General features: G+C 70.4%; 17 protein-coding genes. 8 read left to right on the top strand and 9 right to left on the bottom strand.

The window, feature by feature from the left end; translation table 11 throughout:
* Positions 1–70: 70 nt before the first annotated feature.
* Positions 71–838: an MgtC/SapB family protein gene (locus W5W_RS0107950; protein ID WP_008731541.1), complete on the top strand. Its 768-nt coding sequence runs from the start codon at positions 71–73 to the stop codon at positions 836–838.
* Between the two features lie 34 nt (positions 839–872).
* Here W5W_RS0107950 and W5W_RS0107945 read toward each other — a convergent pair whose 3' ends face one another.
* On the bottom strand, positions 873–2114 hold the full coding sequence (locus tag W5W_RS0107945) for a DNA polymerase IV (RefSeq protein ID WP_008731613.1): 1242 nt from the start codon (positions 2112–2114) through the stop codon (positions 873–875).
* Positions 2115–2348: 234 nt separating this feature from the next.
* Between W5W_RS0107945 and W5W_RS0107940 the strand changes: the two genes are divergently transcribed.
* A complete protein-coding gene (locus W5W_RS0107940; RefSeq protein WP_017195026.1) occupies positions 2349–3152 on the top strand; it encodes a spermidine synthase in 804 nt (267 codons plus the stop codon).
* Positions 3153–3247: 95 nt separating this feature from the next.
* On the opposite strand, the gene W5W_RS0107935 is transcribed toward W5W_RS0107940, so the two are convergent.
* Positions 3248–4168 (bottom strand): PAC2 family protein, encoded by a 921-nt coding sequence (locus W5W_RS0107935; RefSeq protein WP_017195025.1) that lies wholly within the window; start codon positions 4166–4168, stop codon positions 3248–3250.
* 297 nt (positions 4169–4465) lie between these two features.
* On the opposite strand from W5W_RS0107935, the gene W5W_RS0107930 reads away from it, so the two are divergent.
* The 3 genes from W5W_RS0107930 to W5W_RS0107920 all read left to right on the top strand — a co-directional run bounded on the left by W5W_RS0107930 (position 4466) and on the right by W5W_RS0107920 (position 11008).
* On the top strand, positions 4466–6979 hold the full coding sequence (locus W5W_RS0107930) for a HelD family protein (RefSeq protein WP_017195024.1): 2514 nt from the start codon (positions 4466–4468) through the stop codon (positions 6977–6979).
* A gap of 187 nt (positions 6980–7166) precedes the next feature.
* The gene (locus W5W_RS0107925) at positions 7167–9146 is read left to right on the top strand and encodes an AMP-binding protein (protein ID WP_017195023.1); all 1980 of its coding nucleotides are present in this window, start codon (positions 7167–7169) and stop codon (positions 9144–9146) included.
* Entirely contained in the window at positions 9143–11008 is a 1866-nt protein-coding gene (locus W5W_RS0107920) for an AMP-binding protein (RefSeq protein WP_017195022.1), read from the top strand. The genes W5W_RS0107925 and W5W_RS0107920 overlap by 4 nt, the downstream gene beginning before the upstream one ends.
* A 69-nt stretch (positions 11009–11077) precedes the next feature.
* Here the strand turns inward: W5W_RS0107920 and W5W_RS0107915 are convergent, their stop codons facing one another.
* Positions 11078–11566: a pyrimidine dimer DNA glycosylase/endonuclease V gene (locus tag W5W_RS0107915; protein WP_029574171.1), complete on the bottom strand. Its 489-nt coding sequence runs from the start codon at positions 11564–11566 to the stop codon at positions 11078–11080.
* Positions 11567–11621: 55 nt separating this feature from the next.
* A complete protein-coding gene (dapA, locus tag W5W_RS0107910; RefSeq protein WP_008731557.1) occupies positions 11622–12518 on the bottom strand; it encodes a 4-hydroxy-tetrahydrodipicolinate synthase in 897 nt (298 codons plus the stop codon).
* A gap of 216 nt (positions 12519–12734) precedes the next feature.
* On the opposite strand from dapA, the gene W5W_RS0107905 reads away from it, so the two are divergent.
* On the top strand, positions 12735–13553 hold the full coding sequence (locus tag W5W_RS0107905) for a GNAT family N-acetyltransferase (RefSeq protein ID WP_029574170.1): 819 nt from the start codon (positions 12735–12737) through the stop codon (positions 13551–13553).
* A gap of 34 nt (positions 13554–13587) precedes the next feature.
* On the opposite strand, the gene dapB is transcribed toward W5W_RS0107905, so the two are convergent.
* The 3 genes from dapB to W5W_RS0107890 form a co-directional block, all read right to left on the bottom strand.
* The gene (gene dapB, locus W5W_RS0107900; RefSeq protein ID WP_017195019.1) at positions 13588–14340 is read right to left on the bottom strand and encodes a 4-hydroxy-tetrahydrodipicolinate reductase; all 753 of its coding nucleotides are present in this window, start codon (positions 14338–14340) and stop codon (positions 13588–13590) included.
* A 135-nt stretch (positions 14341–14475) separates the two neighbouring features.
* Positions 14476–15855 (bottom strand): M16 family metallopeptidase, encoded by a 1380-nt coding sequence (locus W5W_RS0107895; RefSeq protein WP_008731586.1) that lies wholly within the window; start codon positions 15853–15855, stop codon positions 14476–14478.
* Between the two features lie 277 nt (positions 15856–16132).
* Positions 16133–18496, bottom strand: a complete 2364-nt coding sequence (locus W5W_RS0107890; RefSeq protein ID WP_017195018.1) for a polyribonucleotide nucleotidyltransferase — start codon at positions 18494–18496, stop codon at positions 16133–16135.
* Between the two features lie 571 nt (positions 18497–19067).
* Here W5W_RS0107890 and fucO point away from each other — a divergent pair.
* The gene (gene fucO / locus W5W_RS0107885) at positions 19068–20219 is read left to right on the top strand and encodes a lactaldehyde reductase (RefSeq protein ID WP_017195017.1); all 1152 of its coding nucleotides are present in this window, start codon (positions 19068–19070) and stop codon (positions 20217–20219) included.
* Positions 20220–20374: 155 nt separating this feature from the next.
* On the opposite strand, the gene rpsO is transcribed toward fucO, so the two are convergent.
* On the bottom strand, positions 20375–20644 hold the full coding sequence (rpsO, locus tag W5W_RS0107880) for a 30S ribosomal protein S15 (protein WP_008732150.1): 270 nt from the start codon (positions 20642–20644) through the stop codon (positions 20375–20377).
* A 332-nt stretch (positions 20645–20976) separates the two neighbouring features.
* Between rpsO and W5W_RS0107875 the strand changes: the two genes are divergently transcribed.
* Positions 20977–22086 (top strand): CE1 family esterase, encoded by a 1110-nt coding sequence (locus tag W5W_RS0107875; protein ID WP_008732149.1) that lies wholly within the window; start codon positions 20977–20979, stop codon positions 22084–22086.
* Positions 22087–22189: 103 nt separating this feature from the next.
* Here the strand turns inward: W5W_RS0107875 and W5W_RS0107870 are convergent, their stop codons facing one another.
* Positions 22190–23245, bottom strand: coding sequence for a bifunctional riboflavin kinase/FAD synthetase (locus W5W_RS0107870; RefSeq protein WP_017195016.1), 1056 nt, complete (start codon positions 23243–23245; stop codon positions 22190–22192).
* Positions 23246–23378: the final 133 nt, after the last annotated feature.

Genomic DNA, 23378 nt, shown 5'->3' with positions numbered 1-23378 from the left:
CAGCCACTCAGCCACTCAGCCACAGCCGATTCACCGCATCCTCACCGCACCGTCGATCTGAGAGCAGCTCATGATTGCACCCCTATCGATCACCGCAGCGGGCGCCGCGAGCGCCGCCGCACTCGATCAGCCATTCGGTCAACCACTCGATCAGCTCGGCCAGCAGGCCGCTCCCCTATGCGCGGCCTTCGGCCTGTGCCTGCTGCTCGGCCTCGAGCGCCATGTGCATCTCAAAGACGCCGGCATCAAGACGCATGTCCTGGTGGGCGTGGGGGCCTGCCTGTTCACCCTCGTGTCTGCCTACGGGTTCGGGGCCGGCTCCGGTACGGGAACGAGCACGGGCGTCGATCCCTCGCGCATTGCGGCCCAGGTCGTCTCCGGGATCGGCTTCCTGGGAGCCGGAGTCATCTTCGTCAACAATGACACGGTCCGCGGGCTCACAACGGCGGCAACGGTGTGGCTCTCGGCCGCCGTGGGCATGGCGTGCGGCGCGAGCATGATTCCGCTGGCATGCCTCACCCTGGCCCTGCACTACCTGCTCGTGTTCGCCATCGGGCCGCTCATGCGGCGCCTGCCCCAGCGAGGAGGGCTCCAGGCCGTGGAGGTCGAGTATGAGGTCGGGAACGCGGTCATGCCCGCCGTGATCTCAGCAGCCACCTCCCTGGGCTATACGGCCTCCATCTCCTCCACATCCTCTCGGAGGACGGAGCAGGGGAAGGTGATGACCGCCCGGATGGCCTTCAAGGGCGGCAAGGACGCCGAGGCCCTCGTCCACGCGCTCGCGGGTGTGGATGGGGTCGTCGGCGTCGTCGCCGTCGATGCCTCCCGCCTCGACTGACGCCGGGGCCGCGAGCAGGCGGTCACGATCCGCCTCACTCACCGGTGCGCCCGTCGGGCTCCGCTCGGGAGTCCAGCAGGCTGGCGGGAGCCACGGCTGCGCGCCCCCAACGCCGGCGAACGGCATCGGCGGCGCGCTCGGGCGCCCCGCGCCGGGGATCCTCGTCGAGCAGGAGTTGAACGCCGTCGTCGGCGCGGGCCAGGCCCTCCACCCTGACTCCCAGCAGCCGGAAGCCGCCTCCGGGCGTGGGCAGGGCGTCGAAGAGCAGCTCGACGATCGCGAACAGGTCGCGCGCGAGGTCGGTTGGAATCGGCAGAGTGCGCGAGCGGGTGACGGTGACGAAGTCGGCGCCGCGCGCCTTGAGGACGACGACGCGCCCGCGCAGGTTCCCCGCGCGCAGGCGCGCGGCGCACTGGTGGGTCTGATCCAGCAGGACGCGACGGGCGTGCGCGCGATCGGTGATGGTCTCGAAGAAGGTCGACTCGGTTCCCACGGACTTCTCCTCGCGCCCCGGGCTCACGGGTCGGGGATCGATGCCGCGGGCCAGATCGTGCAGGTGCCGCCCGGCGGCGGTTCCGAGGATCTTCTCCAGGCGTCGCACGTCGGTGGCAGCCAGGGCGCGCACGTCGTGGATCCCCCAGCGCTTCAGAACCTGTGCGCTCTTGTCCCCCACGCCCCACAGCGCACCCACCGGCAGGACGTCGAGGAAGTCCCGGGTGGCGTCGGCGGGCACGAGGAGCAGTCCATCGGGCTTGGCATGGGAGGAGGCGAGCTTGGCGACGAACTTGGTGGAGGCAATACCAACGGAGGCGGGCACACCGACGCGCCGGCGGATCTCGGCGCGGATCCACTGGGCGATCTCGACCGGTGACCCCATGCGCCGGCGGGCTCCTGAGACGTCGAGGAAGGCCTCATCAACGCTGACCTTCTCCATGGCCGGGGTGACCTGTTCGAGAATGGCCATCACTCGGCGCGAGACCTGGGAGTAAAGACCGTGACGCACGGGCAGGACGACCGCCTGCGGACAGCGCCGGTGCGCCTCTGCCATCGACATGGCCGAGGCCACGCCATAGGCGCGGGCCTCGTAGGAGGCCGCTGAGACGACGCCGCGCCCCGAGGTTCCGCCCACGATGACCGGGCGCCCGATGAGTTCGGGGCGCTCGAGCAGCTCGACCGAGGCGAAGAACGCATCCATGTCGACATGAAGAATCGGCGTGGCGGAATCGTCACGGCCCCAGGAGCGGCGCGCCTCCTGGGCACGAGGGGATCGACTCATGACCGCCTCCCGTTCTGCGCCCTGTGTACAGCGGCTTCCCGGGCTTCCCGGCAGCGCATCCGGGATCGCCCTGCCGGCCCGCCCGTCCGCCGGCCGGTCATGCATCCACGATAGCGTGAGCCTGTGACACCACCGAGGTCGCCCCGAGGCTCCAGGCGCTCCGGCACGCGCACTCGCAGGGGCGACAGGGCCGGGCGTGAATCGCCGTCCGTGCGGGCGCTGCCGTCAGAGCCGGTGCTCACCTCGATGGCGACCGCCGAGCTCCAGATGCGCGACCGGGGGATCCTGCTTCTGCTGGACGGAGCGGAATCATCGTGGATCGATCTGCACGACCCGGAGCATCTTGATTTCGAGTACCTCCAGCAGATGGACGCGGCGCTGACGGCGCTGCGCGGTGAGAGCGAACCGGTGCGGGCCGTCCACCTGGGCGGGGCGGGCTGCGCCCTGGCGCGGGCCTGGGACGCCGCGCGTCCGGGCTCGACTCAACTGGCGGTGGAGATCGATGCCGTCCTGGCCCAGCGGGTACGGGAGTGGTTCGATCTGCCGCGCGCCCCGAGACTGCGCATACGCGTAGGAGACGCCGCCCGGGTGGTGCCGAGCCTGCGCGCGGGCGAATGGGACGTTCTCGTGCGGGACGCATTCCGCGGCGCCGACGTGCCGGCAGCATGCCGGACGCACGAGTTCATCGCCGCCTGCCGACACGCCCTGTCCCCGAGCGGCATCTACCTGGCGAACACCACCAATACGACCAATACAGCCGATACGACCGATACAGTGAAGACGGCCGGCGCAGCCGGAGCGCCCGACGCGCCGCACCGGATGCTCTCCGGCGAACTCGCTATCACGAGGCGGGTGTTCGGCGGAGTGCTGGTGGTCGCCGATGCTGCTGTCGCTCGTGGCCGACGGCGGGGCAACCTCGTGATCGTGGCTCGCGGCGACCCGTTCACGGCCCGTGAGGCCGAGGCCATCGAGCGAGCCGTGCGGCGACTTCCACTGCCGGTGCGCACCTGGCGGGCCGACGATCCGGCCTTGTCCTGAGCATGTCGCTGGGTCCCTGAATTTCCCGGTTCCCGACCGCGCCCGGCCGACCTGCCGCAGTGAGGGACAGTAGTGAGAGATAGTGGGAGTAGGTCTCACTCCTCCTGGCGGTTGTCGAGGCGCCATGCGTCATCCGCTTCAGCCGCCTCGAGGAAAGCCTCGAGGCGCGCACCGATCTCATCCGCCGAGGGCACATCCACCAGATGGGCAAGCTCGGTGCTACTGACAGGTGCGACGGCGTCGTACTGGGCCTCCAGCGCGCTCACGACGGCGGCGACCTCGGGCTGCCCGGCGGCCTCCGCATCGATCTCGGCGCGGTTGATGCTGGCAGCCGCCTCAAGATCACCGACCGGCAGGGCCAGACCCGTGGACGCCGAGACGGCGGCCAGCAGGGCGGCCGCCCCCGCAGGGTAGTCGTCACGCGCGACATAGTGAGGGATTCCGGCCGACAAGCCGCGCGAGTCGAGGCCCGCCTGCCCAAGCCGGAGCTCGAGGAACGCGCTCATGGATCCCGGTACCTCCACCCGGCCGAAGAAATCGGGCTGGTCCGGCAGCAGCTCGGGCCTGTTGCCGTGGTGGTGGACGTAAGTGGGACGCGTGTGCGGGGTCGCCAGGGGCAGTCCGGTCATGCCCACTGCCCGGGACACGCCCATGGAGACCACCAGGTGCGTGACCGCGCCGACGAACTCGTTCCATCGGAAGTCGGGCTCGGCCCCGTGGAGCACGAGCAGGTCCTCGCCCTCGTCGTCCTGGACAAGATCCAGAGCGAGCTCAGGCATGACCGCACTCTTATAGGTGTGGGTCGCATAGGTCATGATGGGGCGACGGGCCCGGTAGTCCACGAGCGTATCGACGTCGAAGGTGGCCATGCGCTCATGCGGCAGGGTCATGAGAAGCTGCTCGATCGCCAGGGCGCCCGCGTGCCCGGCGTCCATGGCGCCGTCGAAGTGATGCAGGAGCACGCGCGGGGATACGGGCTCCTCAGCCGAATGCTCGATGGTGTACAGGGGTCCCACTGCTCCTCCTCTCGCGCTCGAGGCGCTCATCCGGGGCGAGGTCGTGCTGTGCGCACAGGCGACCGCGCCATCAGCGGATACAACACCCGCCCACGGCCTCCTGTTCCCTCAGCCCGGGGGCCTGCGCCACATCCGATACGGCGATCGTGTCACATCTTGGTCGTCCCCGTCGTCGACGTCGTCGGACGCCCCCGATCAGGAGAATAATGAAACACCCTGCGAACCGCGACGCGCCCGACGGTTCGCCGGTACAGTCTCCGCGCATCCGCGTCCACCCACCGGCTTCAGTGAGGTCATGTGACTCAGTCCCGCGACACGCACCAGTCCCCCGCCGCCGAGACCAATGGGTTCGCCGAGGGCACCGAGTTCGCCGAGAACGCCGGGAACGCCGAGAAAGCTGCGGCCGAGCGATCGGACGAATCCGCCGTCGCGGCCTCCCGCGAGCGCGAGATCGCCTCCGAGCAGAGGATCGTCGAGCTGGCCTACTCCGAACTCGACCGCCAACTGGCCGACGCGAAGCGCTCACTGGCGGCCACAGAGGCCGGCGGCGTGGGCGGCACCCACCAGTCCCGCGGGGAGAGGGACGCCTACGCCGCGCACTACACGAGCCTGATCTCCTCCCTGGAAGGAGTCGAGGACAGACTCGTGTTCGGGCGGATGGACCTGAGCCCTGAGGCGGTCGCCGCGCAGGGCTCGGCCTCCACCGGACCGGTCACCGACTCCGGCAGACGGCACTACGTGGGGCGCACCGGGCTGCAGGACGCCCAGCACCGAGAAGTCGTGCTGGACTGGCGCGCCCCGTTGGCGCGGGCCTTCTACCAGGCGACCGCCTCGAATCCGATGGGGCTCGTGCGCAGGCGGCACATCGAGACCAGGCAACGCAGGGTTCTCGGCCTCGAGGACGAGCTCATCGACGTCAGCGGTCTCGAGGCGGTGCCGGGCGATGCCGGGCCAGGCGAGGTGGAGAACGCGATGGTCGCGGGCCTGCAGGGCGAGGGCGCCCTCATCGCGGCCATGAGCGCGGCCCGCGACGGGCGCATGAGCGACATCGTGGCGACCATCCAGGCCGAGCAGGATCGGATCGTCACCTCCAACGGCACCGGGGCGCTCGTCGTCCAGGGCGGGCCCGGCACGGGGAAGACGGCGGTGGCGCTTCACCGGGTCGCCTACCTCTTCTACTCCGAGCGCGAGCGCCTGGAGCGCTCGGGCGTGCTGCTGGTGGGGCCCTCGCGCACATTCCTGCGCTACGTCGAGCAGGTCCTGCCGTCATTGGGCGAGAGTGGCGTGGTATCCACCACACTGGCGGACCTGGTTCCCGGCGTGCACGCCCGCGGCGTAGAGCCACCGGCCGTGGCCGAGGTGAAGTCGCGGCAGGTGTGGGCCACGATCCTGCGCCGAGCAGTGCGGGACCTGCAGCGCGTACCCGACTCGCCGCGTCCCATCGTCGTGGAGGGCACGCGCCTTCAGCTGCGTCCCGAGGATGTGCGCGAGGCGATCAGCCGGGCCCGCCGGTCGGGCAAGCCCCACAACCTCGCGCGCGAGACCTTCGTGCTGTGGCTGCTGGAGCGCTTGACCGACCAGCTCGCCTCCGCGACCCACCGGGACGCCTCGGATGCCGACACGCGCGCTTGGATTCGCGAGGACATCCGCACCGCCCGCGACGCCCGTCGGGAGATCAACCTGTGCTGGATGCCCACCACGCCGGTCGGGCTGCTGGAGCGGCTGTGGGCGCGCCCAGCGCTGCTGGAGCGTCTGGCCCCCGAGCTCGACGCATCCGACCGGGCCCTCGTGGAGCGCCCCGCGGGCGCCGAGCTGACCCCGGCCGACGTGCCGCTGATCGACGAGCTCGCCGAACTGCTGGGCCCCAGCCAGGACGCGCAGTCCCATCGGGCCCGCCTGGAGGCGCAGCGACGCGAAGAGCTGGTCTCCTACGCGGCTCAGGCGATCGAGGCCCAGAACCTGGGCGAGGGCATGGTCGACGCCGAGATGCTGGCGGATCGGGTCGAGGACTCCGGTCCCTCGCTGACCCTGGCGGAGCGGGCGAGGGCCGATCGGACGTGGACCTACGGGCACATCGTCGTCGATGAGGCGCAAGAGCTCGGAGACATGGCCTGGCGCGCCCTGGCCAGACGGTGCCCGGTGCGCTCCTTCACGGTGGTCGGGGATCTCGCGCAGTACTCGGGGCCGAACGCCCCGCGCTCGTGGACGGACGTCCTGGCCTCCCTGGGGACACGGGCGCGCACGGGCGCCGCCTCGACCCCTGTGCGCCAGGAGGCCCTGACGGTGTGCTACCGCACGCCGGCCACCATCATGGCAGCGGCCGAGGACGTGGCGACCGCCCTCGGACAACCGCCGGTCTTCCCGGTCCGCTCAGTGCGCGACCTGGAGGACTGCCTGGTGATCGACGCCCCCCTGGACGCCGGCGATGCGCATGGCGAGGACGCCTGGGGTCAGGTGCTGCGCACGGCGGTGCGTCAAGAGTCCGACGCCCTGGATGGGCTCGTCGGCAGGGACGGAGGGCGGATCGCCGTCATCACCCCGCACCCCGAGCAGGACGCCGCGCTGCTGAAGGAGGACCCGGCACTGCTGCAGGCGCTGACGGCTCCCGGTGGGGACGTGCTGCGCAGCCGCCTGGCGGTGATGTCGCCGCGGTTGAGCAAGGGGCTGGAGTTCGACGTCGTCGTGCTCGCAGACCCCGCCGTCATAGGCGAGGCGAGCCCCGGCGACCTGTACGTGGCCATGACGCGCCCCACCCGCCGGCTGCGAGTGATCTCTCGCACCCCGCTGCCCGAGGGCCTGCGGCGCCCGTAAGCGCTCGCGGGCGCTCATCAGGGCTCATCAGGGCTCATTGATGGTGAGCGCGACGCCACAGGCCCCGCTCCTCGCTTTCATCACGGACTCCTGCAGACCTACGCAACCGTAGGTTACGGTTGCGTACAGTCATCGCACTCCAACGCACCCCGGCCACGGCCGAAGGACTCTCGAGGAAGGGGACCCCGTGAGCAGGTCCACTGGCGCTTCTGCACCTGAGCCCCACTCCGCCGGCGCCCCTGATGCGCCTGATGCCCCCGATTCTTCCACTGCTTCCGCGCGCTATCTGCGCCCCCATTACGCTCCCGGCGTCCCCGGCGTCATCGCCCCGGTCACCGAACCGCTGTCGCGCATGCTCGACGACGCCGCCCGCCGCTTCCCCGACCGGATCGCGCTGGACTTCCTCGGGAAATCCACCACCTACCGCCAGCTCAGCGAGCAGGTGGCCCGTGCCGCCGAGGCCCTGCGGCGTCTGGGCGTGGGCCGCGGGGACGTCGTCGGAGTCATCCTGCCCAACTGCCCTCAGCACGTCGTGATCGCGTACGCCGCCTGGCGCATAGGAGCCATCGTGGCCGAGCACAACCCGCTCGCCCCGGCCGCCCAGATCCGCGAGCAGATCGAGCTCCACCACGGACGGGTCATCATCGCCTGGGAGAAGTCCCTGACCCGCCTGGTCCAGGCCGCAGGCTCGTTGGCGGACGCCGGCATGGCCGGCCGGAAGGTGCTGGCGGTGGACCTGTCGAGAGGGCTGCCGTGGACCACCCGCCTGGCCCTGAAGCTGCCCGTGGCCGCGGCCCGATCCCAGCGCAGCGAGCTGCGCGGAAGGGTCCCGGCGGGGGTGGCCTCCTTCGACGATCTGATGACGGCCGCTGCACCGCTTCCCGGCGGGCATCCGCTGCCCAGCGCCGACGAGGTCGCGGTCCTGCTGTACACCGGGGGCACCACCGGCACTCCCAAGGCCGTCAAACTCACTCACATCAACGCCCGGTCGAACGCCGAGATGTCACTGGCATGGGCGTCCCAGACCTGCGAGGCCGGCGAGGAGACCTTCTACGCCGTCCTGCCCTTCTTCCACGCCTTCGGACTGAGCCTGTCGCTCCTGTGCGCCGTGGGTCTGGCCGCCACCCAGGTGGTGCTGCCCAAGTTCAGCGCCGACATGGTCCTGGCCGCCTGGAAGCGGCATCCCGCGACCTTCTTCCCCGGCGTGCCCGTCATGTTCGACCGCATCGTCACGCGCGCCCGGGCGACAGGAGCCGATCTGTCGAGCTGCAAGATCGCCGTGTGCGGCGCCGCCCCCAACCCCAAGACGGTCGCCGAGGCCTGGGAGCAGGCCACAGATGGAGTCATCATCGAGGGCTACGGCATGACCGAGACCTCCCCCATCATCCTGGGCAACCCCATCTCCCCCGAGCGGCGCGCCGGCACACTGGGCGTGCCCTACCCCTCGACCGATGTGCGCATCATCGACCCGGACGACCCGCAGCGGGAGGTCGAGCCCGGTCAGGTCGGCGAACTGGTCGCCCGCGGCCCGCAGGTCTTCGCCGGATACTGGGAGAACCCCAAGGAGACCGAGGCGGTCATGCTGCCCGGGGGCTGGTTGCGCACCGGGGACCTGGTGCGTCAGGAGGAGGACGGCTTCTACGTCATCGCCGACCGTCGCAAGGAGCTCATCATCTCCGGCGGATTCAACATCTATCCGACGGAGGTCGAGGCCGCCGTGCGCTCCATGCCGCAGGTCGAGGAGGTCGCCGTCGTGGGGCTGCCCGCCGAGAGCGGCAACGAGTCGGTGGTCGCGGCCATCCTGCCCAAGGAGGGGCAGACCGTCACCCTGGAGCAGGTTCGCGAATGGGCCGAGAAGACCCTGTCGCACTACGCCCTGCCCCGCCAGATCGCCATCCTGAGCGAGATGCCGCGCTCGCAGATCGGCAAAGTGCTGCGCAGGGTCGTGCGCGAGGAGCTCCTGGCGGCCCGCGAGGCGGCGTCCGGCGCAGCCAGCGCCGCCGCCTCCGCTTCGGCCAGCGCCGCCAGCGCCATCGTCGAGCGCCTCGGGGAAGCGGGCGGCCGCACCGAGACGAGGCCCAGCGATGACGGGGCGGCCGGGTCGCCTTCTCCCGCGCCTGCTGCGAGGCAGTCCGCGTCCCGCGAGGGCCGCAAGGACGCCGGGTGACCCCCCGGGGCGAGAATGCGCAGTCGGGATCGGACTCACATCCGGCAGGGAGCGCGGATTCGACTGATTCGACCGATTCCGCGGATTCGACTGATTCAACTGATTCTGCCGACTACCGGCGCCCTCATTACCAGCCGGGAATCCCGGCCGTCATCGACGTCCCCGACGCCCCGCTGAGCGAGCTGCTGGAGACGGCCGCGCGCTTCTACGGGGAACGCTGCGCCTTGGACTTCCTGGGGGCGGGACTGACGTACACCGAGCTCCTGAAGGCATCCGAGCGCGCCGCCCAGCTGCTGCGGGAGTCGGGGGTCGAGGCCGGCGACCGGGTATCCATGATCATGCCCAACTGCCCCCAGCACATGATCGCCGTCTACGGAGCTCTGCGCCTGGGGGCGATCGTGGCCGAGCACAACCCGCTCGCCCCGGCCCACGAGGTGCGCGCCCAGCTCGACCACCATGGGGCGCGCGTCGTCATCGTCTGGGAGAAGGGCATCGACCTGGTTCTGGATCCGGCCTCGACGGCGGCCGGCGGCCCGGACCCGGCAGTAGACCCGTTATCGGGTCGCACGGTGTTCTCGGTGGATCTGTCCGCGGCCATGCCGGTCCGGCTGCGGGCCGCCCTGCACCTGCCGGTCGCGCGTGCCCGTCGGATGCGCGCCTCGATGAAGGCGGACGTCCTGCCCGCCGGCGTGCTCTCCTGGGACCGCGAGGTCTCACGAGCCTCACGACTGCCGGCCTCATGGCCCCACCCGCGCGGAAGCGACATCGCGGTCCTGCTGCACACCGGAGGCACCACGGGCACTCCCAAAGCCGCCATGCTCAGCCACACCAACCTGCGGGCCAACGTCAACCAGGCCATCGCCTGGGTCCCGATGCTGCATGAGGGGGCGGAGAACTTCCTGGCCCTGCTGCCCTTCTTCCACGCCTTCGGGCTGACCTTCAACCTGTTCTGCGCGGTGCAGAAGGCGGCCACGCAGGTGATGCTGCCGAAGTTCTCCGTCAGCAAGGTGCTGGACGCCCACCGGCGCCGCCCACTCACCTTCTTCGTGGGGGTGCCGATCATGTTCGAGCGGATCCTGCGGGGCGCGCAGAAGAAGGGAGTGTCCCTGAAGACGCTGCGCTACGGGGTGTGCGGCGCCGCCCCCATGCCGTCGGCCGTGGGTGCCGAGTGGGAGGCGGCAACCGGCGGATTCTTCATCGAGGGCTACGGCATGACCGAGACGAGCCCGATCGTGGCCGGCACGCCCATGGGACCCGGCCGGCGCCTGGGCGCGCTGGGGCTGCCCTTCCCCTCCACCGATGTGCGCGTGGTCAATCCGGATGATCCGGACCCGGACCGCCAGGTGCCCGACGGCGAGCCGGGCGAACTGCTCGTGCGCGGGCCGCAGGTCTTCGCCGGCTACTGGGACGATGAGGAGGCGACGGCGGCCGCGATGCTGCCCGGAGGGTGGTTGCGCACCGGGGACATGGTCCGCCGTGAGGACTCGTTCCTATGGATGGCGGACCGCAGGCGCGAGCTCATCCTGACCGGCGGCTTCAACGTCTACCCCTCGCAGGTGGAGGCGGCCATCCGCGACATGGACGGAATTGCGGACGCCGCCGTCATCGGGCTGGACGGCGGAGCGGATGGCGAGCTCGTGTGCGCGGCCGTCGTCCTGGATGCCGGAGCACCTGCGGGCTCTCTCACGCTGGAGGACGTGCGCTCCCACGCCGAGCGGACCCTGCCCCACTACGCCCTGCCCCGCCGCCTGGAGATCATCGACGAGATTCCCCGCAGCGCGATCGGGAAAGTGCTGCGCCGCGTCGTGCGCGAGCAGATCACACGGAACGAGCACCCGGCGTCGAAGCAGACATCGAGGTAGACATGATGGAACGGGAGCGGCGGTGGCACCGTCGATCTCGTCCGAAGAAGTCGATCTCGACGAGGGCGTTCAGATGACCGCGTGCTCCCAGGACTCGACGTCCCCGGGGACCACGTGGAAGAGGGGATGCGGCTCGAGGCGCTCGGGCAGGGGCAGCAGATCCGGAGCGCGCCGAGCCAACTTGGCCTCGAGGTGGCTCCGCTCCAGCCGCATCTGCCCCTCGGTCACCGGCAGGCTGAGGCCCGCGCAGCCGTCCTCGGGTGCATCGATCTTCGAGGAGTCGAAGCGGTAGCCGCGTCGGACGGCCTCATGGTGCAGCCCCCACAGGTAGCAGCCCACAACCGCCACCGGGGACGTTGAAGGCGCTGAAGGCGCTGAGGACTCTGAGGACATTGAGGATGCTGAGGACTCAGCAGCGCGGAAGCGCTCGAGTTGGGGATGATGCCGGTACCCGCGAGTGCGACCGGCCAGGACGGCCTGGGCCAGCAGCGACTCGCGCCAGCAGGCCACCAGACCCGCACGATCCAGGTGACGGGGGTGGAGTGACCACATTCGCACGAGTGTCCTCCGGAAGCTCAGTTCTCGCTGTGGTGTCTGACGCCGACCGGCGCAATCACAGCAGCCCGGAGGCGTCCAGGACCGCACGCAGGGCGGCGACCTCATCGGCCTCGGCGCGCACGAGAGGCAGGCGCAGAGCAGCGCTGGGGATGCGCCCCTGGAGCAGCAGGGCCTCCTTGGCCATGACGGCGCCCTGACCGCCGCCCATGATCGCCTGCACCAGGGGGCGGATGCGCCGGGCGACCGCCCGCGCCCCGGCGAGGTCCCCGGCATCGACCTCGGTGATCATCTCGCGCCAGGAGTGGGCGTCGGCATGCGCCACGACCGAGACCACGCCCGATGCCCCGTGGGCCAGCCAGGCGAAGTTGAGGCCGTCATCGCCCGAGTAGTACTCCAGGCCGGTGGCCTCCATGCGCCGGAAGCCCTGCTCGACATCGCCCGTGGCGTCCTTGACCGCCAGGATCCGCTCGTGCTCGGCCAGCCGGGCGAGGGTCTCGTCGGTGATCCTCACGCCGGTGCGACCGGGGATGTCGTAGATCATGACGGGCAGATCGGTGGCCTCGACGATCGCCATGATGTGGCGGTAGACGCCCTCGGCGCTGGGGCGGTTGTAGTAGGGGGCGTTGATGAGCAGGCCCTCGGCGCCGGCCTCCTGGCTGCCCACTCCGATGCGCACCGCGTGGGCGGTGTCGTTCGAGCCCGCACCGGCCATGAGCATGGCGCGACCGGCGAGCGCATCCCTCACCTCTCGCAGCAGTGTCTGCTTCTCAGGCAGATGAGTGGTGGGGGCCTCCCCGGTGGTGCCGGCCAGCAGGATCATGTCCGCACCATCCTCGACGAGAGTGACGGCGAGGCGCTGAGCGGCCTCGACATCGATCTCCCCCTCGGGAGTGAAGGGCGTGACCATGGCGACGCCGACGGAACCGAAGGGACGAGTCGGAAAAGCACTCATATCGGCAGTGTAACGGGGTCGCCCGGAGCATCAGCGGCCGTGGTCCCCGTGAAGAAGATCTCCATACGCGGTTCCTTTCAGAGCCATCGGCTTCGCCGAGCCGGACCGGAATCGAGCACGGACGCGTTCAGCCGGATCGAGTCGATCCGAGCGGGTTCGGCCGGTCCGAGTCGGATCGGGCCGGTTCGAGCCCCCACCACCGATAGGCTCACGATCATGACGTCCTCCGATTCCGTCTTCGATGCCGATCCCACCGCCGGCCTGTCCGTCGATGCGCGAGGAGGGCTCCGCCCGCGCACGGATGCGGACCACCTGCACGGCTCTTCCGATCGGTGCGCCGGTGGCGGCTGCGATGGCCTGCACGCCTCCGACACCTATTCGCCCGCGACCGAGACCGGCGGCTTCGTGCGCAAGGCCGATCGGGCGGATCTGCCCGCCATCGGCACGGTCCACGCGGCGACGATGCTGGCCTCGCTCACCGCCGGGCATGACGGCCCCCTGCCCGACGGCGTGCGCGCCATGGTCTCCGCCCCGGTGGTGGCCGCCGGCTGGGAGTCCGCAATCACCGCTCCCCCGAGCCGACAGCACCACGTCCTGGTGGCTACCCAGGACGACGACGTCGTCGGACTGGTGGGGCTCGCGCCCACCGAGCTGACGACCGACGGCGGCGCCGCCGGAACTGCCGCCGATACCGACAGCTCCGACAGCCCTGGCAGGGCCGCCGGTACCGGAAGTGCCGACGCGCGCAATACTGCCGGTTCCGAGCGAGCCCCTGCCGCCGAGCAGGTCGCTGAGATCACAGCGCTCGGCGTCGCGCCGGAGCGCCAGCGCCGCGGTCACGGTTCTCGGCTGCTCGCGGCGGCCGTGGATATCGCCAGGCAGGACGGCGCCACGATGCTGGCGGCGTGGACCGTGCGCGGCGATGAGTCACTGGCGCGTCTGCTCACACAGGCGGGTTTGAAACCCACCGGTTCTCACCGCACGCTGCCCGTCGGCTCTGGCGTGACCGAGGATTGCTGGGCCGCCCGCATCTGAGAAGTGGGCTGCGCCCCGCTGCGGGTGCGCGGCCTCAGATGCCGAGAAGCCGATCCAGCCCCACGGTGAGTCCCGGGTGCCCGCCGACCTCGCGGACGGCGAGGACGACGCCGGGCATGAAGGAGGCGCGGTCGAAGGAATCGGTGCGGATCGTCAACTGCTCGCCGGGATTGCCGAGGACCACCTCCTCGTGGGCGGTCAGCCCGCGCAGGCGAACGGCATGCACATGAACGCCATCGACGACCGCGCCCCGGGCGCCGCCGGGATCCGACGCGGTCGCATCCGGCATGGCGGGCAGGCCGGCGCGGTCGCGCGCCTCCGCGATGCCCTTGGCGGTGGCGATGGCGGTGCCCGAAGGGGCGTCCACCTTGCCGGGGTGATGGAGCTCGATGACCTCGGCGGACTCGAAGTACTGGGCGGCCTTGGCCGCAAAGGCCATGGCCAGGACCGCCGAGAGAGCGAAGTTGGGGGCGATGAGAACGCTGCGGCCGGCGGCATCGGGCTCGGCGAGATGCTCGCGGACCCGCGCGTAGGACTCCTCGGTCCATCCGGTGGTGCCGACGACGACGTTCACACCGGCGGCGATGAGGGCGTGAACATTGGCCTCGGTGACGTCGGGAACGGTGAAGTCCACGGCGACGTCGGCGCCGTTGAGGTGCTCGAGGGTGATCTCGACGCCGACATCGAGGCGGGCGACGAGCTCAAGGCCCTCGGCCTCCTCGACGGCCTGGCAGACGGTGGATCCCATGCGCCCGGCGGCGCCTACGACAGCAACGCGAATCGTCATGCCATCAGCCTAGATGATCGGTTCCGGGGGTGCTGAACGGGTTGAGGCCTCTCCCCTCGCGCCCCTCCCGCCGAGATCGGTCCGCTTCCGCCTCGAGATCGGTCGCACTCCGGCTCGAGATCGGTCCAGCGCCTCTCAGACCGGCGGCCCCACCAGGACCCGGGCGCGCTCCTGCGACACGAGCCACTCGGCGAGTTCACGCACCTCCTCACCGGTGACGGCATCCAGCAGGCGCAGGTTCTCCTCCATACTGCGCAGCCGCCCGGTGACGACCTCACCGCGCCCCAGGCGCCCCATGCGGGCCAGCGAGTCCTCCCCGCCCAGCACCATGGCGCCGCGGATCTGCCCGCGGACGCGGGCGAGCTCACGGTCGGTGACGCCGTCGGCGGCCAGCCTCTCGAACTCGCCGACCATGACGGCGCACACCTCGTCCACGGCCTCCGGGGCGCAACCGGCGTACAGCCCCAGTGCTCCCGCGCCGGCGTAGGAGGCGTCGAAGGCGTAGGTCGTGTAGGCCAGTCCCCGCTTCTCGCGGACCTCCTGGAACAGGCGCGAGGACATGCCGCCGCCGAGGATCGTGGTGAGCACGCTCATGGCCCAGCGTCGCTCATCGCGCACAGGGATGCCCTGGCAGGTCAGGTAGACGTGGGATTGCTCGCAGTCCCGCTCAATGCGCACATCGTGGACGGTCAGGTCGGCGTCCGGCTCGGTCTCGAAACGGCGCGGGCGCGGCGGAACGGCAGCCGTGGTGTCCCAGCCGGCGGCGGCGAGATCGGCGGTGACCCGCTCGACGACCTGGTCGTGGTCGACGGCTCCGGCCACGGCCACGACCAGGGAGTCGGAGGCGTAGGTCCGCTGATAGTGCTCCCACACCGCCTCGCGCGGCACGGCGGTAACGGTCTCGTAAGTACCGCCGATCGGCCTGCCCAGCGGGGTGTCATCGCCGAAGGCGGCGCGGGCGAAGGCCTCCTGGGCGACGTCGACGGGATCGTCCGCGGCGTCCGCCAGCTCGGAGACGATGACGCCGCGCTCGGTCTCGACCTCCGCGGGGTCGAGCGAGGAGGAGGTCACCATGTCGGTCAGGACGTCGAGGGCCTCCATGGCGTCCGCCCCCTGCACGCGCGCGTAGTAGGAGGTGTGCTCCTTGGAGGTGGCGGCGTTGGACTCCCCGCCGATGAAGTCGAATGCCTCGGCGATCTCACGGGCCGAGCGAGTGGCGGTGCCCTTGAACATGAGGTGCTCGAGGAAATGGGTCGAGCCCTCCTGGCCCGCGACCTCGTCCCGGGACCCGACTCCGAACCACATGCCCAGGCTCGTCGAGCGCAGCCCGGGCACGGACTCGGTGATGACGCGCACCCCGCCGGGCAGGATCGAACGGCGCAGAGTGGCGCCGTCGTCGGTCAGGTGCAGCTCAGTGCCGGGAGCGCCGGCAGTACCGCGTGCGAGATCGACCTCCGAGTAACTGGTGGCGCTCGTCCCGGAGGAACTGTCGGTTGAGGAGGATGGGTTGGTCACTGGGCGAGCCTAACGGGCACGGGGATGGCCTCGTCCACCGGACGGGATCTCCTCGCCGATGGCGTAGCGGGTGTTGCCCGCCGTCGCATATGCGGAGAAAGGACCGATTTCGACGCGGAACCGGACCGATCTCGACACGGGTTACGACCGATCTCGGCGCGGGGTGAGCGGGGTGAGCAGGGTGAGCAGGGTGAAGCCGGGGGCCGGTCCGCCGCGCGGCGAACCGGCCCCCGGCCGATGTCAGTCAGTTACCAGTCAGTGCGCGACCGCGTGCCGCTCACTCCTCCTCGGAGGAGGACTCGACCGTGCGGGTGCGGCGCCGACGCGGGCGGCGCTCACGACGCTCGCCCTCGCCCTCGGAGCGCTCCCGGCGCGGGCGGCGCTCGCGGCGCTCACCGCCACCGGCATGTGCGGCCTTGTTCTCCGCCTCGGCGGCCAACTGCTCGTCGGACAGGACGGCGTGCAGGCTCAGCTTGCCGCGCTGATCGATCTCGGCGAGCTCGACCTGAACCTTGTCGCCCACGTTCAGGACGTCCTCGACGTTCTCCACGCGCTTGCCACCCACCAGGCGGCGGATCTGCGAGACGTGCAGCAGACCGTCCTTGCCCGGAGTCAGGGAGACGAAGGCGCCGAAGGTCGTGGTCTTGACCACGGTTCCGACGAAGCGCTCACCGATCTCGGGCATCTGCGGGTTGGCGATCGCGTTGACGGCGTCGCGGGCGGCCTCGGCCGAGGGGCCGTCGGAGGCGCCGATGTAGACGGTGCCGTCGTCCTCCACGGTCAGGTCCGCGCCGGTGTCCTCCTGGATCTGGTTGATCATCTTGCCCTTGGGGCCGATGACCTCGCCGATCTTGTCGACCGGAATGCGCACGGACAGGACGCGCGGGGCGGTCGGGGCCATCTCGTCAGGGCCGTCAATGGCCTGGGCCAGCACGTCGAGGATGAAGACGCGGGCGTCGCGGGCCTGACCCAGCGCACCGGCGAGCACCTCCGAGGGCAGGCCGTCGAGCTTGGTGTCCAGCTGGAGGGCCGTGATGAAATCACGGGTGCCGGCGACCTTGAAGTCCATGTCGCCGAAGGCGTCCTCGGACCCGAGGATGTCGGTCAGCGTGGCCCACCTGGTCTCGCCGTCGATCTCCTCGTGCATGAGCCCCATGGCGATGCCCGCCACCGGGGCGCGCAGCGGCACCCCCGCGTTGAGCAGGGACAGCGTGGAGGCGCAGACCGAACCCATCGACGTCGAGCCGTTGGAGCCGAGCGCCTCGGAGACCTGGCGGATGGCGTAGGGAAAGTCGTCGCGGCTGGGCAGGACGGGCACGAGCGCGCGCTCAGCCAGCGCCCCATGGCCGATCTCACGGCGCTTGGGCGCGCCCACGCGGCCGGTCTCACCGGTGGAGAAGGGCGGGAAGACGTACTGGTGCATGTAGCGCTTGTGCGTGATCGGCGAGAGATCGTCGATCTGCTGCTCCATGCGCAGCATGTTGAGGGTGGTCACGCCCAGGATCTGGGTCTCGCCGCGCTCGAAGATGGCCGAGCCGTGAACGCGGGGCAGGACCTCGACCTCGGCAGCCAGCGTGCGGATGTCCTTCGGGCCGCGGCCGTCCATGCGCACGTCCTCGGTGAGGGTGCGGTGGCGCACGAGCTTCTTGGTAACGGACTTGAAGGCGGCCTTGAGCGCCTTGACGTCCTCCTCGGAACTGAACTGCTCGGCCAGGTCGGCGAGGACCGCGTCGCGCACGGCACCAATGGCCAGATCGCGGTCCTGCTTGCCCTCGGTGGCGATGGCGCCGGCCAGATCATGGGCCTGAGCGGCCTTCTCGACGGCGTCGTACTGCTCATCGGTGTAATCGAGATAGAGCGGGAACTCGGCGGTGGGCTTGGAGGCGTGCTTGGCGACCTCCATCTGGGCCTCGCACAGGGCCTTGATGTGGGGCTTGGCGACTTCAAGGGCCTCGGCGACGACGGCCTCGGTGGGGGCCGTGGCGCCGGCGGCGATCAGATCCCAGGCGCTCTCGGTGGCCCCTGCCTCGACCATCATGATGGCGACGTCGCCGTCCTCCAGGACGCGGCCCGCCACCACCATGTTGAAGGTGGCGCGCTCGAGCTCGGAGTAGCGGGGGAAGGCCACCCACTGGCCGTCGATGAGGGCCAGGCGGGTGCCCGCAACCGGGCCGGCGAAGGGCAGGCCCGCGATCTGGGTGGACATGGAGGCCGCATTGATGGCCAGGACGTCGTAGGCGTCGTCGGGGTCGATGGCCATGATCGTCTCGACGACCTGGACCTCGTTGCGCAGCCCCTTGACGAAGGAGGGGCGCAGCGGACGGTCGATGAGCCGACAGGCGAGGACGGCGGAGGTTCCGGCACGGCCCTCGCGGCGGAAGAAGGAGCCGGGGATGCGCCCGGCGGCGTACTGGCGCTCCTCGACGTCGACAGTGAGCGGGAAGAAGTCGAACTGGTCCTTGGGGTGCTTGCCCACGGTGGTGGCGGACAGGATGGCCGTCTCACCGTCGAGGTAGGCCATGGCGCTTCCGGCGGCCTGCTTGGCAAGGCGTCCGGTCTCGAAGCGGACTACGCGCTTGCCGAAGGCGCCGTTGTCGATCACTGCCTCTGCGGCGGTGACCTCGGGGTCGTCAATGAACATCTGCGATGCGTCTCTTTCTCAGGTTTCCTCTGGGGCCGGAGCGCGGTCTTCGATTGAGGCCCACGGAGCAACTGCGCGCGACAGGCGCGCCGTTCCGGAGGCCACCACCGAAAACCGACGGCTCCCGCCGTCCGGGTTCGGAGCTTGTTCCCGGGTCCCGGGCCCGCACCGGATGGGCGACGCCGCGTCTGACACGCCGGCCCCGACCGGTCCTCGGCATGCGTTCGGCCCGACGAATCAGGGGCACACGCACACGTGCGGGCACGGTGATCCTACCGTGGAGGCGCCGTTCTCGGGATGAAGCAACCGCCGTGCCGGCGTGAGATGAGACGCGCACCGGGGCCAACCTTGATCTCAGGGTCCTGCAGCGACCTGCAGGGACCTTCGGGCCTGCCCGCGGGGCCCGCCCGTGTGTGATCGTGGACATGCTGTGCCAGCCGTGCCGGCTACGCCAGTTGGTGTCAGCTGCGTCAGCTGCATCAGGCACGTATCCGAACCATCCGGGCTATTCCGGGCTATCAGAGACATCCGGGCCGGTCGCACCGGCCCGGCCCCCACCAGGAGCGTCTTCATGACCTACCGCATGATCTTCAACCAGACCGGCTACTTCGGTCGTGGCGCGATTTCCTCCATTCCCGAGGAGATCGCAGGCCGCGGCTTGACCCGGGCATTCGTCGTCACCGACCCGGTCCTGGCCGACAACGGCACGGCCGCGCGCATCACCGACCTTCTCGATGCCGCCGGCATCACCTGGGAGATCTTCTCCGACGTCGCCCCCAATCCTCCCGTTGAGAAGGTCCAGGCGGGCCTGGCCGCCTTCCGCGCATCCGGCGCCGAGATCCTCATCGGTCTGGGCGGCGGCTCCCCGCAGGACACGTGCAAGGCCATCTCGGTGATCGCCGCCAACCCCGAATTCGAGGACGTCCTGAGCCTGGAGGGCCTGTCTCCCACGAAGAACCCGGGGGTGCCCGTCATCGGCGTGCCCACCACCGCCGGGACCGCGTCGGAGACCACGATCAATTACGTCATCACCGACACGGCGAATAAGCGGAAGTTCGTGTGCGTCGATCCGCACGACATCCCGGTGGTCGCCGTCGTCGATCCCGATCTCATGGACGCGATGCCCCGCTCCCTCAAGGTGGCCACCGGACTGGACGCCCTGACGCACGCCATCGAGGGCTACATCACCCCCGGCGCCTGGCAGCTGAGCGACGCCCTGTGCCTGCGCTCCATCCAGATGATCGCGGGGAATCTGCGCAAGGCCGCCGACGGCGACCCCGACGCCGTCGAGGCGATGGGCCTGGCCGCCTACATCAACGGTATGGCCTACTCCAACGTAGGCCTCGGCCTGGTGCACGGCATGGCCCATCCGCTGGGCGGGCGCTACGGCGCTCCGCACGGGCTGGCCAACGGCATCCTGCTCGCCCCGGTCATGGCCTACAACGCGGAGTTCACCGGAGAGAAGTACCGGGACATCGCCGAGGCCTTCGGCGTCGCCCAGGCCCGCACCATGCCGCTGGCGGATGCCCGCGCCGCCGCCGTCGAGGCCGTTGCAGCGCTGACCGCCGACCTCGGCAACCCCACACGAATCTCCGAGATCGGCGTGGACGAATCGGGGATTGCGGCCCTGACCGAGGACGCCTTCAACGACGTGTGCACGCCGGGCAACCCGCGTCCGGCGAGCCGTGAGGACATCGAGGCCCTCTACCGCTCCCTGCTGTAGGCGCCGGCCCATCGATCGACCGATCTCGAGCCGGAGTACGACCGATCTCAAGCCGGAACTCGACCGATCTCGACGTATCGGCGGAAGAAAACGAGCGTCGGCCCGTCACCTCATGGTGGCGGGCCGACGCGATTGCGTAAAAGCAAGAAGCGCGCTCAGCGGCGGATGCCGAGGCGGGAGATCAGCGAGCGGTAGCGCTCGATGTCCTCGCGCATGAGGTAGTCGAGCAGACGGCGGCGCTTACCGATGAGCAGGTAGAGACCCCGGCGCGAGTGGTGGTCGTGCGTGTGAGTCTTGAAGTGCTCGGTGAGGTTGGAGATGCGCTCCGACAGGACGGCGACCTGGACCTCGGGAGAGCCCGTGTCGCCCTCATGGGTGGCGTACTCGGCGATGAGCTCCTGCTTGCGCTTGGCGGAAATCGACACTGCGGCTCCTGATTCTCGTTGCACGGAGCACCGGGGCTGATCCTCCCGGGCATGACACATCCGTGGCCGATCGACGGCTTGTCAACACTACCAGCGCTCGCCCCCGCTCCGAGCCGCCCGACCCGTGGGCTCGCGCACATGACCCGAGTGCGGCCCGCCCGCCGGTCCATTCGACGACCAGCCGTGCGACATCACCATCACCAGCCGGAGACCGCGTCGTTATAATTCCGGGTGCCCCTGGGGCGGTCCGCTGACCGGCATGCGGTCCCGAACGAGCCGTCCCCCGCCCACTCTCGCGCCGTAGCCAGGAGCCCCGGCGGACAAGGAGGACCATGTCGCGTCGTCCCCTCCTCATCGGAGGACTCGCCCTCGCCATCATCATCGCGCTCCTGACGGCCACGTCGTTCCTGCAACGCACAACCGCGCGCCCCCCGGCGCTCGCATCCCGCTCCGACTCTTCGCCAAGCGCCGCTCCCCCGCCCTCGCAGACGGACGACGCCCCGACCTCGCAGGCCGCCCCGGCCACGACGCAGTGCAGCCGCACGCTCAGCGGCACTCAGAGCGTCGACATCGACTTCGACGGAACCACCTACCCCGTGCAGGTGCACGTTCCCGAGACGGCCGACCCCGAGGCCCCGCTGCCCCTGGTCATGGACCTGCACGACTCGGATTCGAACGGCGTCTTCCAGTCCAGCATCTCCGAGCTGGACGCCGTCGCCGACGCCGACGAGACCGGTTTCATCGTGGCGCGGCCGTCGGCCGCCACCGCCGTGGACACCAGCAGTCCGCTGGCGGACGGGAACTGGGCGTGGAGCATTCCGGGCGCTCCCACCGTCGCCGGACAGACCCCGCCCGGGGGCGCTCGCGACGACGTCGCCTTCCTGTCCGCAGTCATTGAGGAGCTCACCACTCAGGGCTGCGTCGACTCCCAGCGCGTCTATCTCACCGGCTTCTCCGGCGGCGGCCGCATGGCCTCCGCCTACGCCTGCGCCCGACCCGATCTCGTCGCCGCCATCGCTCCGGTGGCGGGCCTGCGGGCCGGCAGCCCCAGCGCCGAGGACCCGACCGTCATCGACACCACCGCCTGCGCATCGGCCCAGGGCGTGTCCGTCACGTCTTTCCATGGAACCGCCGACCTCGTCAACCCTTACGACGGGAACGAGGATCCGCAGTGGGGATACGGACTCGATACCGCCGTCCAGGAATGGGCCGATCTCAACCAGTGCGCCGAGACAGGGACTGAGCGGATCAGCGAGCACGTCGAGCGCACCGCCCACCAGGACTGCACTCAGAATGCGGAGGTCGTCTCCTACAAGGTCTCCGACGGGGGGCACACCTGGCCGGGCACCTCCGCCGATCTCAGCGCCCTGGGAACCACGACCCAGGAGATCAGCGCCTCTGAGCTCATGTGGGAGTTCTTCACCGCGCACCCCAAGAGCTGACCGGCGGATCGCCGGCGGGCCGCCACTCGCAGGGCCTCAAGCTGTCTCGGGCGTCTCAGGCAGCCTGCAGATTCAGCCGCCGGCCGCCCCTACTCAACCCCACTCAACCCGCCGTGACGTCCTCGGGGCGGATCGGTCCGGGGATCGGAACCGCCAGCACGTGGGCGGTGTCGAGGACGTCCTGACGCATCTGGACCAGCAGTGGCTCCAGGCTGTCGAATGCGAGCATGGGGCGCAGCAGCCGGACCAGCTCAATGGCGACGACCTCCCCGTACAGGTCGAGGTCGGCGCGTCCCAGCACGTGCGCCTCCACCGTGCGCTGAGGCACGTCGTCGAAAGTCGGATTGGTGCCGATGGAGATCGCGGCCGGCAGCCGCTCCTCGTGCGGCGCGCCCGCTCGCAAACCGGCCAGAGCAATGGTTCCGGGCGAGCGCACGAGCCAACCGGCGTAGACGCCGTCGGGCGGGACCACGCCTGCGCTGGCCGCATCGAGGTTGGCCGTGGGGAAGCCGAGTTCGCGGCCGCGCCGCTGTCCGTGGACGACGGTGCCGCGCAGACGGTGGGCGCGGCCGAGGACCTCGGCCGCCCCGCCCATGTCCCCGGCCTCGAGGAGCTCGCGCACCCAGGTGGATGACCAGCGGCGTCCCGAGGGCGAGCGCACATCGTCAAGGATCTCCACGCCGAGGCCATCAGCGCGGCAGATCGCCTCGAGCAGAGCGGCATCACCGCTGTTGCCGCGCCCGAAGCGCACATCGTCGCCCACCACGACCATCCTCGCTCCGAGCAGGCCCTCGAGCCAGGTGCGCACGAATTCCTCCGGGCTCTGGTCGGCGAACTCGAGGGTGTAGTGGACGACGAGAACCGCATCCAGACCGGTGGCGGACAGGGCGGCGAGCCGATCGGCCAGGGAGGCGATCATGGGAAGGCGAGCCTCGGGCCGGTGAACCAGCACCGGATGCGGATCGAACGTGATGGCGACCGCCAGCGGGCGCTCGCCGTCCGGGCGGGCCATCTGCCTGGCGCGCTCGACCACGCGGGTGAGAATGGCCTGATGCCCGCGGTGAACGCCATCGAAGATGCCGATGGTGACGACGGTCCCGGCGTCACCGGGGGCGCTCAGAGTCGCTGGCACCTGCTCGGCGCCGTACCAGACCTCCACTGCGGATAATCCTGCTCTCGATTCACTCGGCGAGCGCGTCGCCCGCCCTTGCGGGTCAACCCTGCCACGATCGGGCCGCGCCGCGCGAACCATCACGACGCCTCCCGGCACACTCCGCTTGACCGCTCCGGGG

Source organism: Actinomyces massiliensis 4401292, assembly GCF_000269805.1.
GTDB classification, from domain to species: Bacteria; Actinomycetota; Actinomycetes; order Actinomycetales; family Actinomycetaceae; genus Actinomyces; species Actinomyces massiliensis.
The sequence above is the reverse complement of the archived record's forward strand: the minus strand, read 5'-3'. Positions and strand labels throughout refer to the sequence as shown.

Bases quoted from the DNA above. Each gene is read 5' to 3' on its own strand.
- W5W_RS0107950 (WP_008731541.1), top strand. From the start codon at position 71: ATGATTGCACCCCTATCGATCACCGCAGCGGGCGCCGCGAGCGCCGCC.
- W5W_RS0107945 (WP_008731613.1), bottom strand. From the start codon at position 2,114: ATGAGTCGATCCCCTCGTGCCCAGGAGGCGCGCCGCTCCTGGGGCCGT.
- dapA (WP_008731557.1), bottom strand. From the start codon at position 12,518: ATGAGTGCTTTTCCGACTCGTCCCTTCGGTTCCGTCGGCGTCGCCATG.
- W5W_RS0107905 (WP_029574170.1), top strand. From the start codon at position 12,735: ATGACGTCCTCCGATTCCGTCTTCGATGCCGATCCCACCGCCGGCCTG.
- dapB (WP_017195019.1), bottom strand. From the start codon at position 14,340: ATGACGATTCGCGTTGCTGTCGTAGGCGCCGCCGGGCGCATGGGATCC.
- W5W_RS0107890 (WP_017195018.1), bottom strand. From the start codon at position 18,496: ATGTTCATTGACGACCCCGAGGTCACCGCCGCAGAGGCAGTGATCGAC.
- fucO (WP_017195017.1), top strand. From the start codon at position 19,068: ATGACCTACCGCATGATCTTCAACCAGACCGGCTACTTCGGTCGTGGC.
- W5W_RS0107875 (WP_008732149.1), top strand. From the start codon at position 20,977: ATGTCGCGTCGTCCCCTCCTCATCGGAGGACTCGCCCTCGCCATCATC.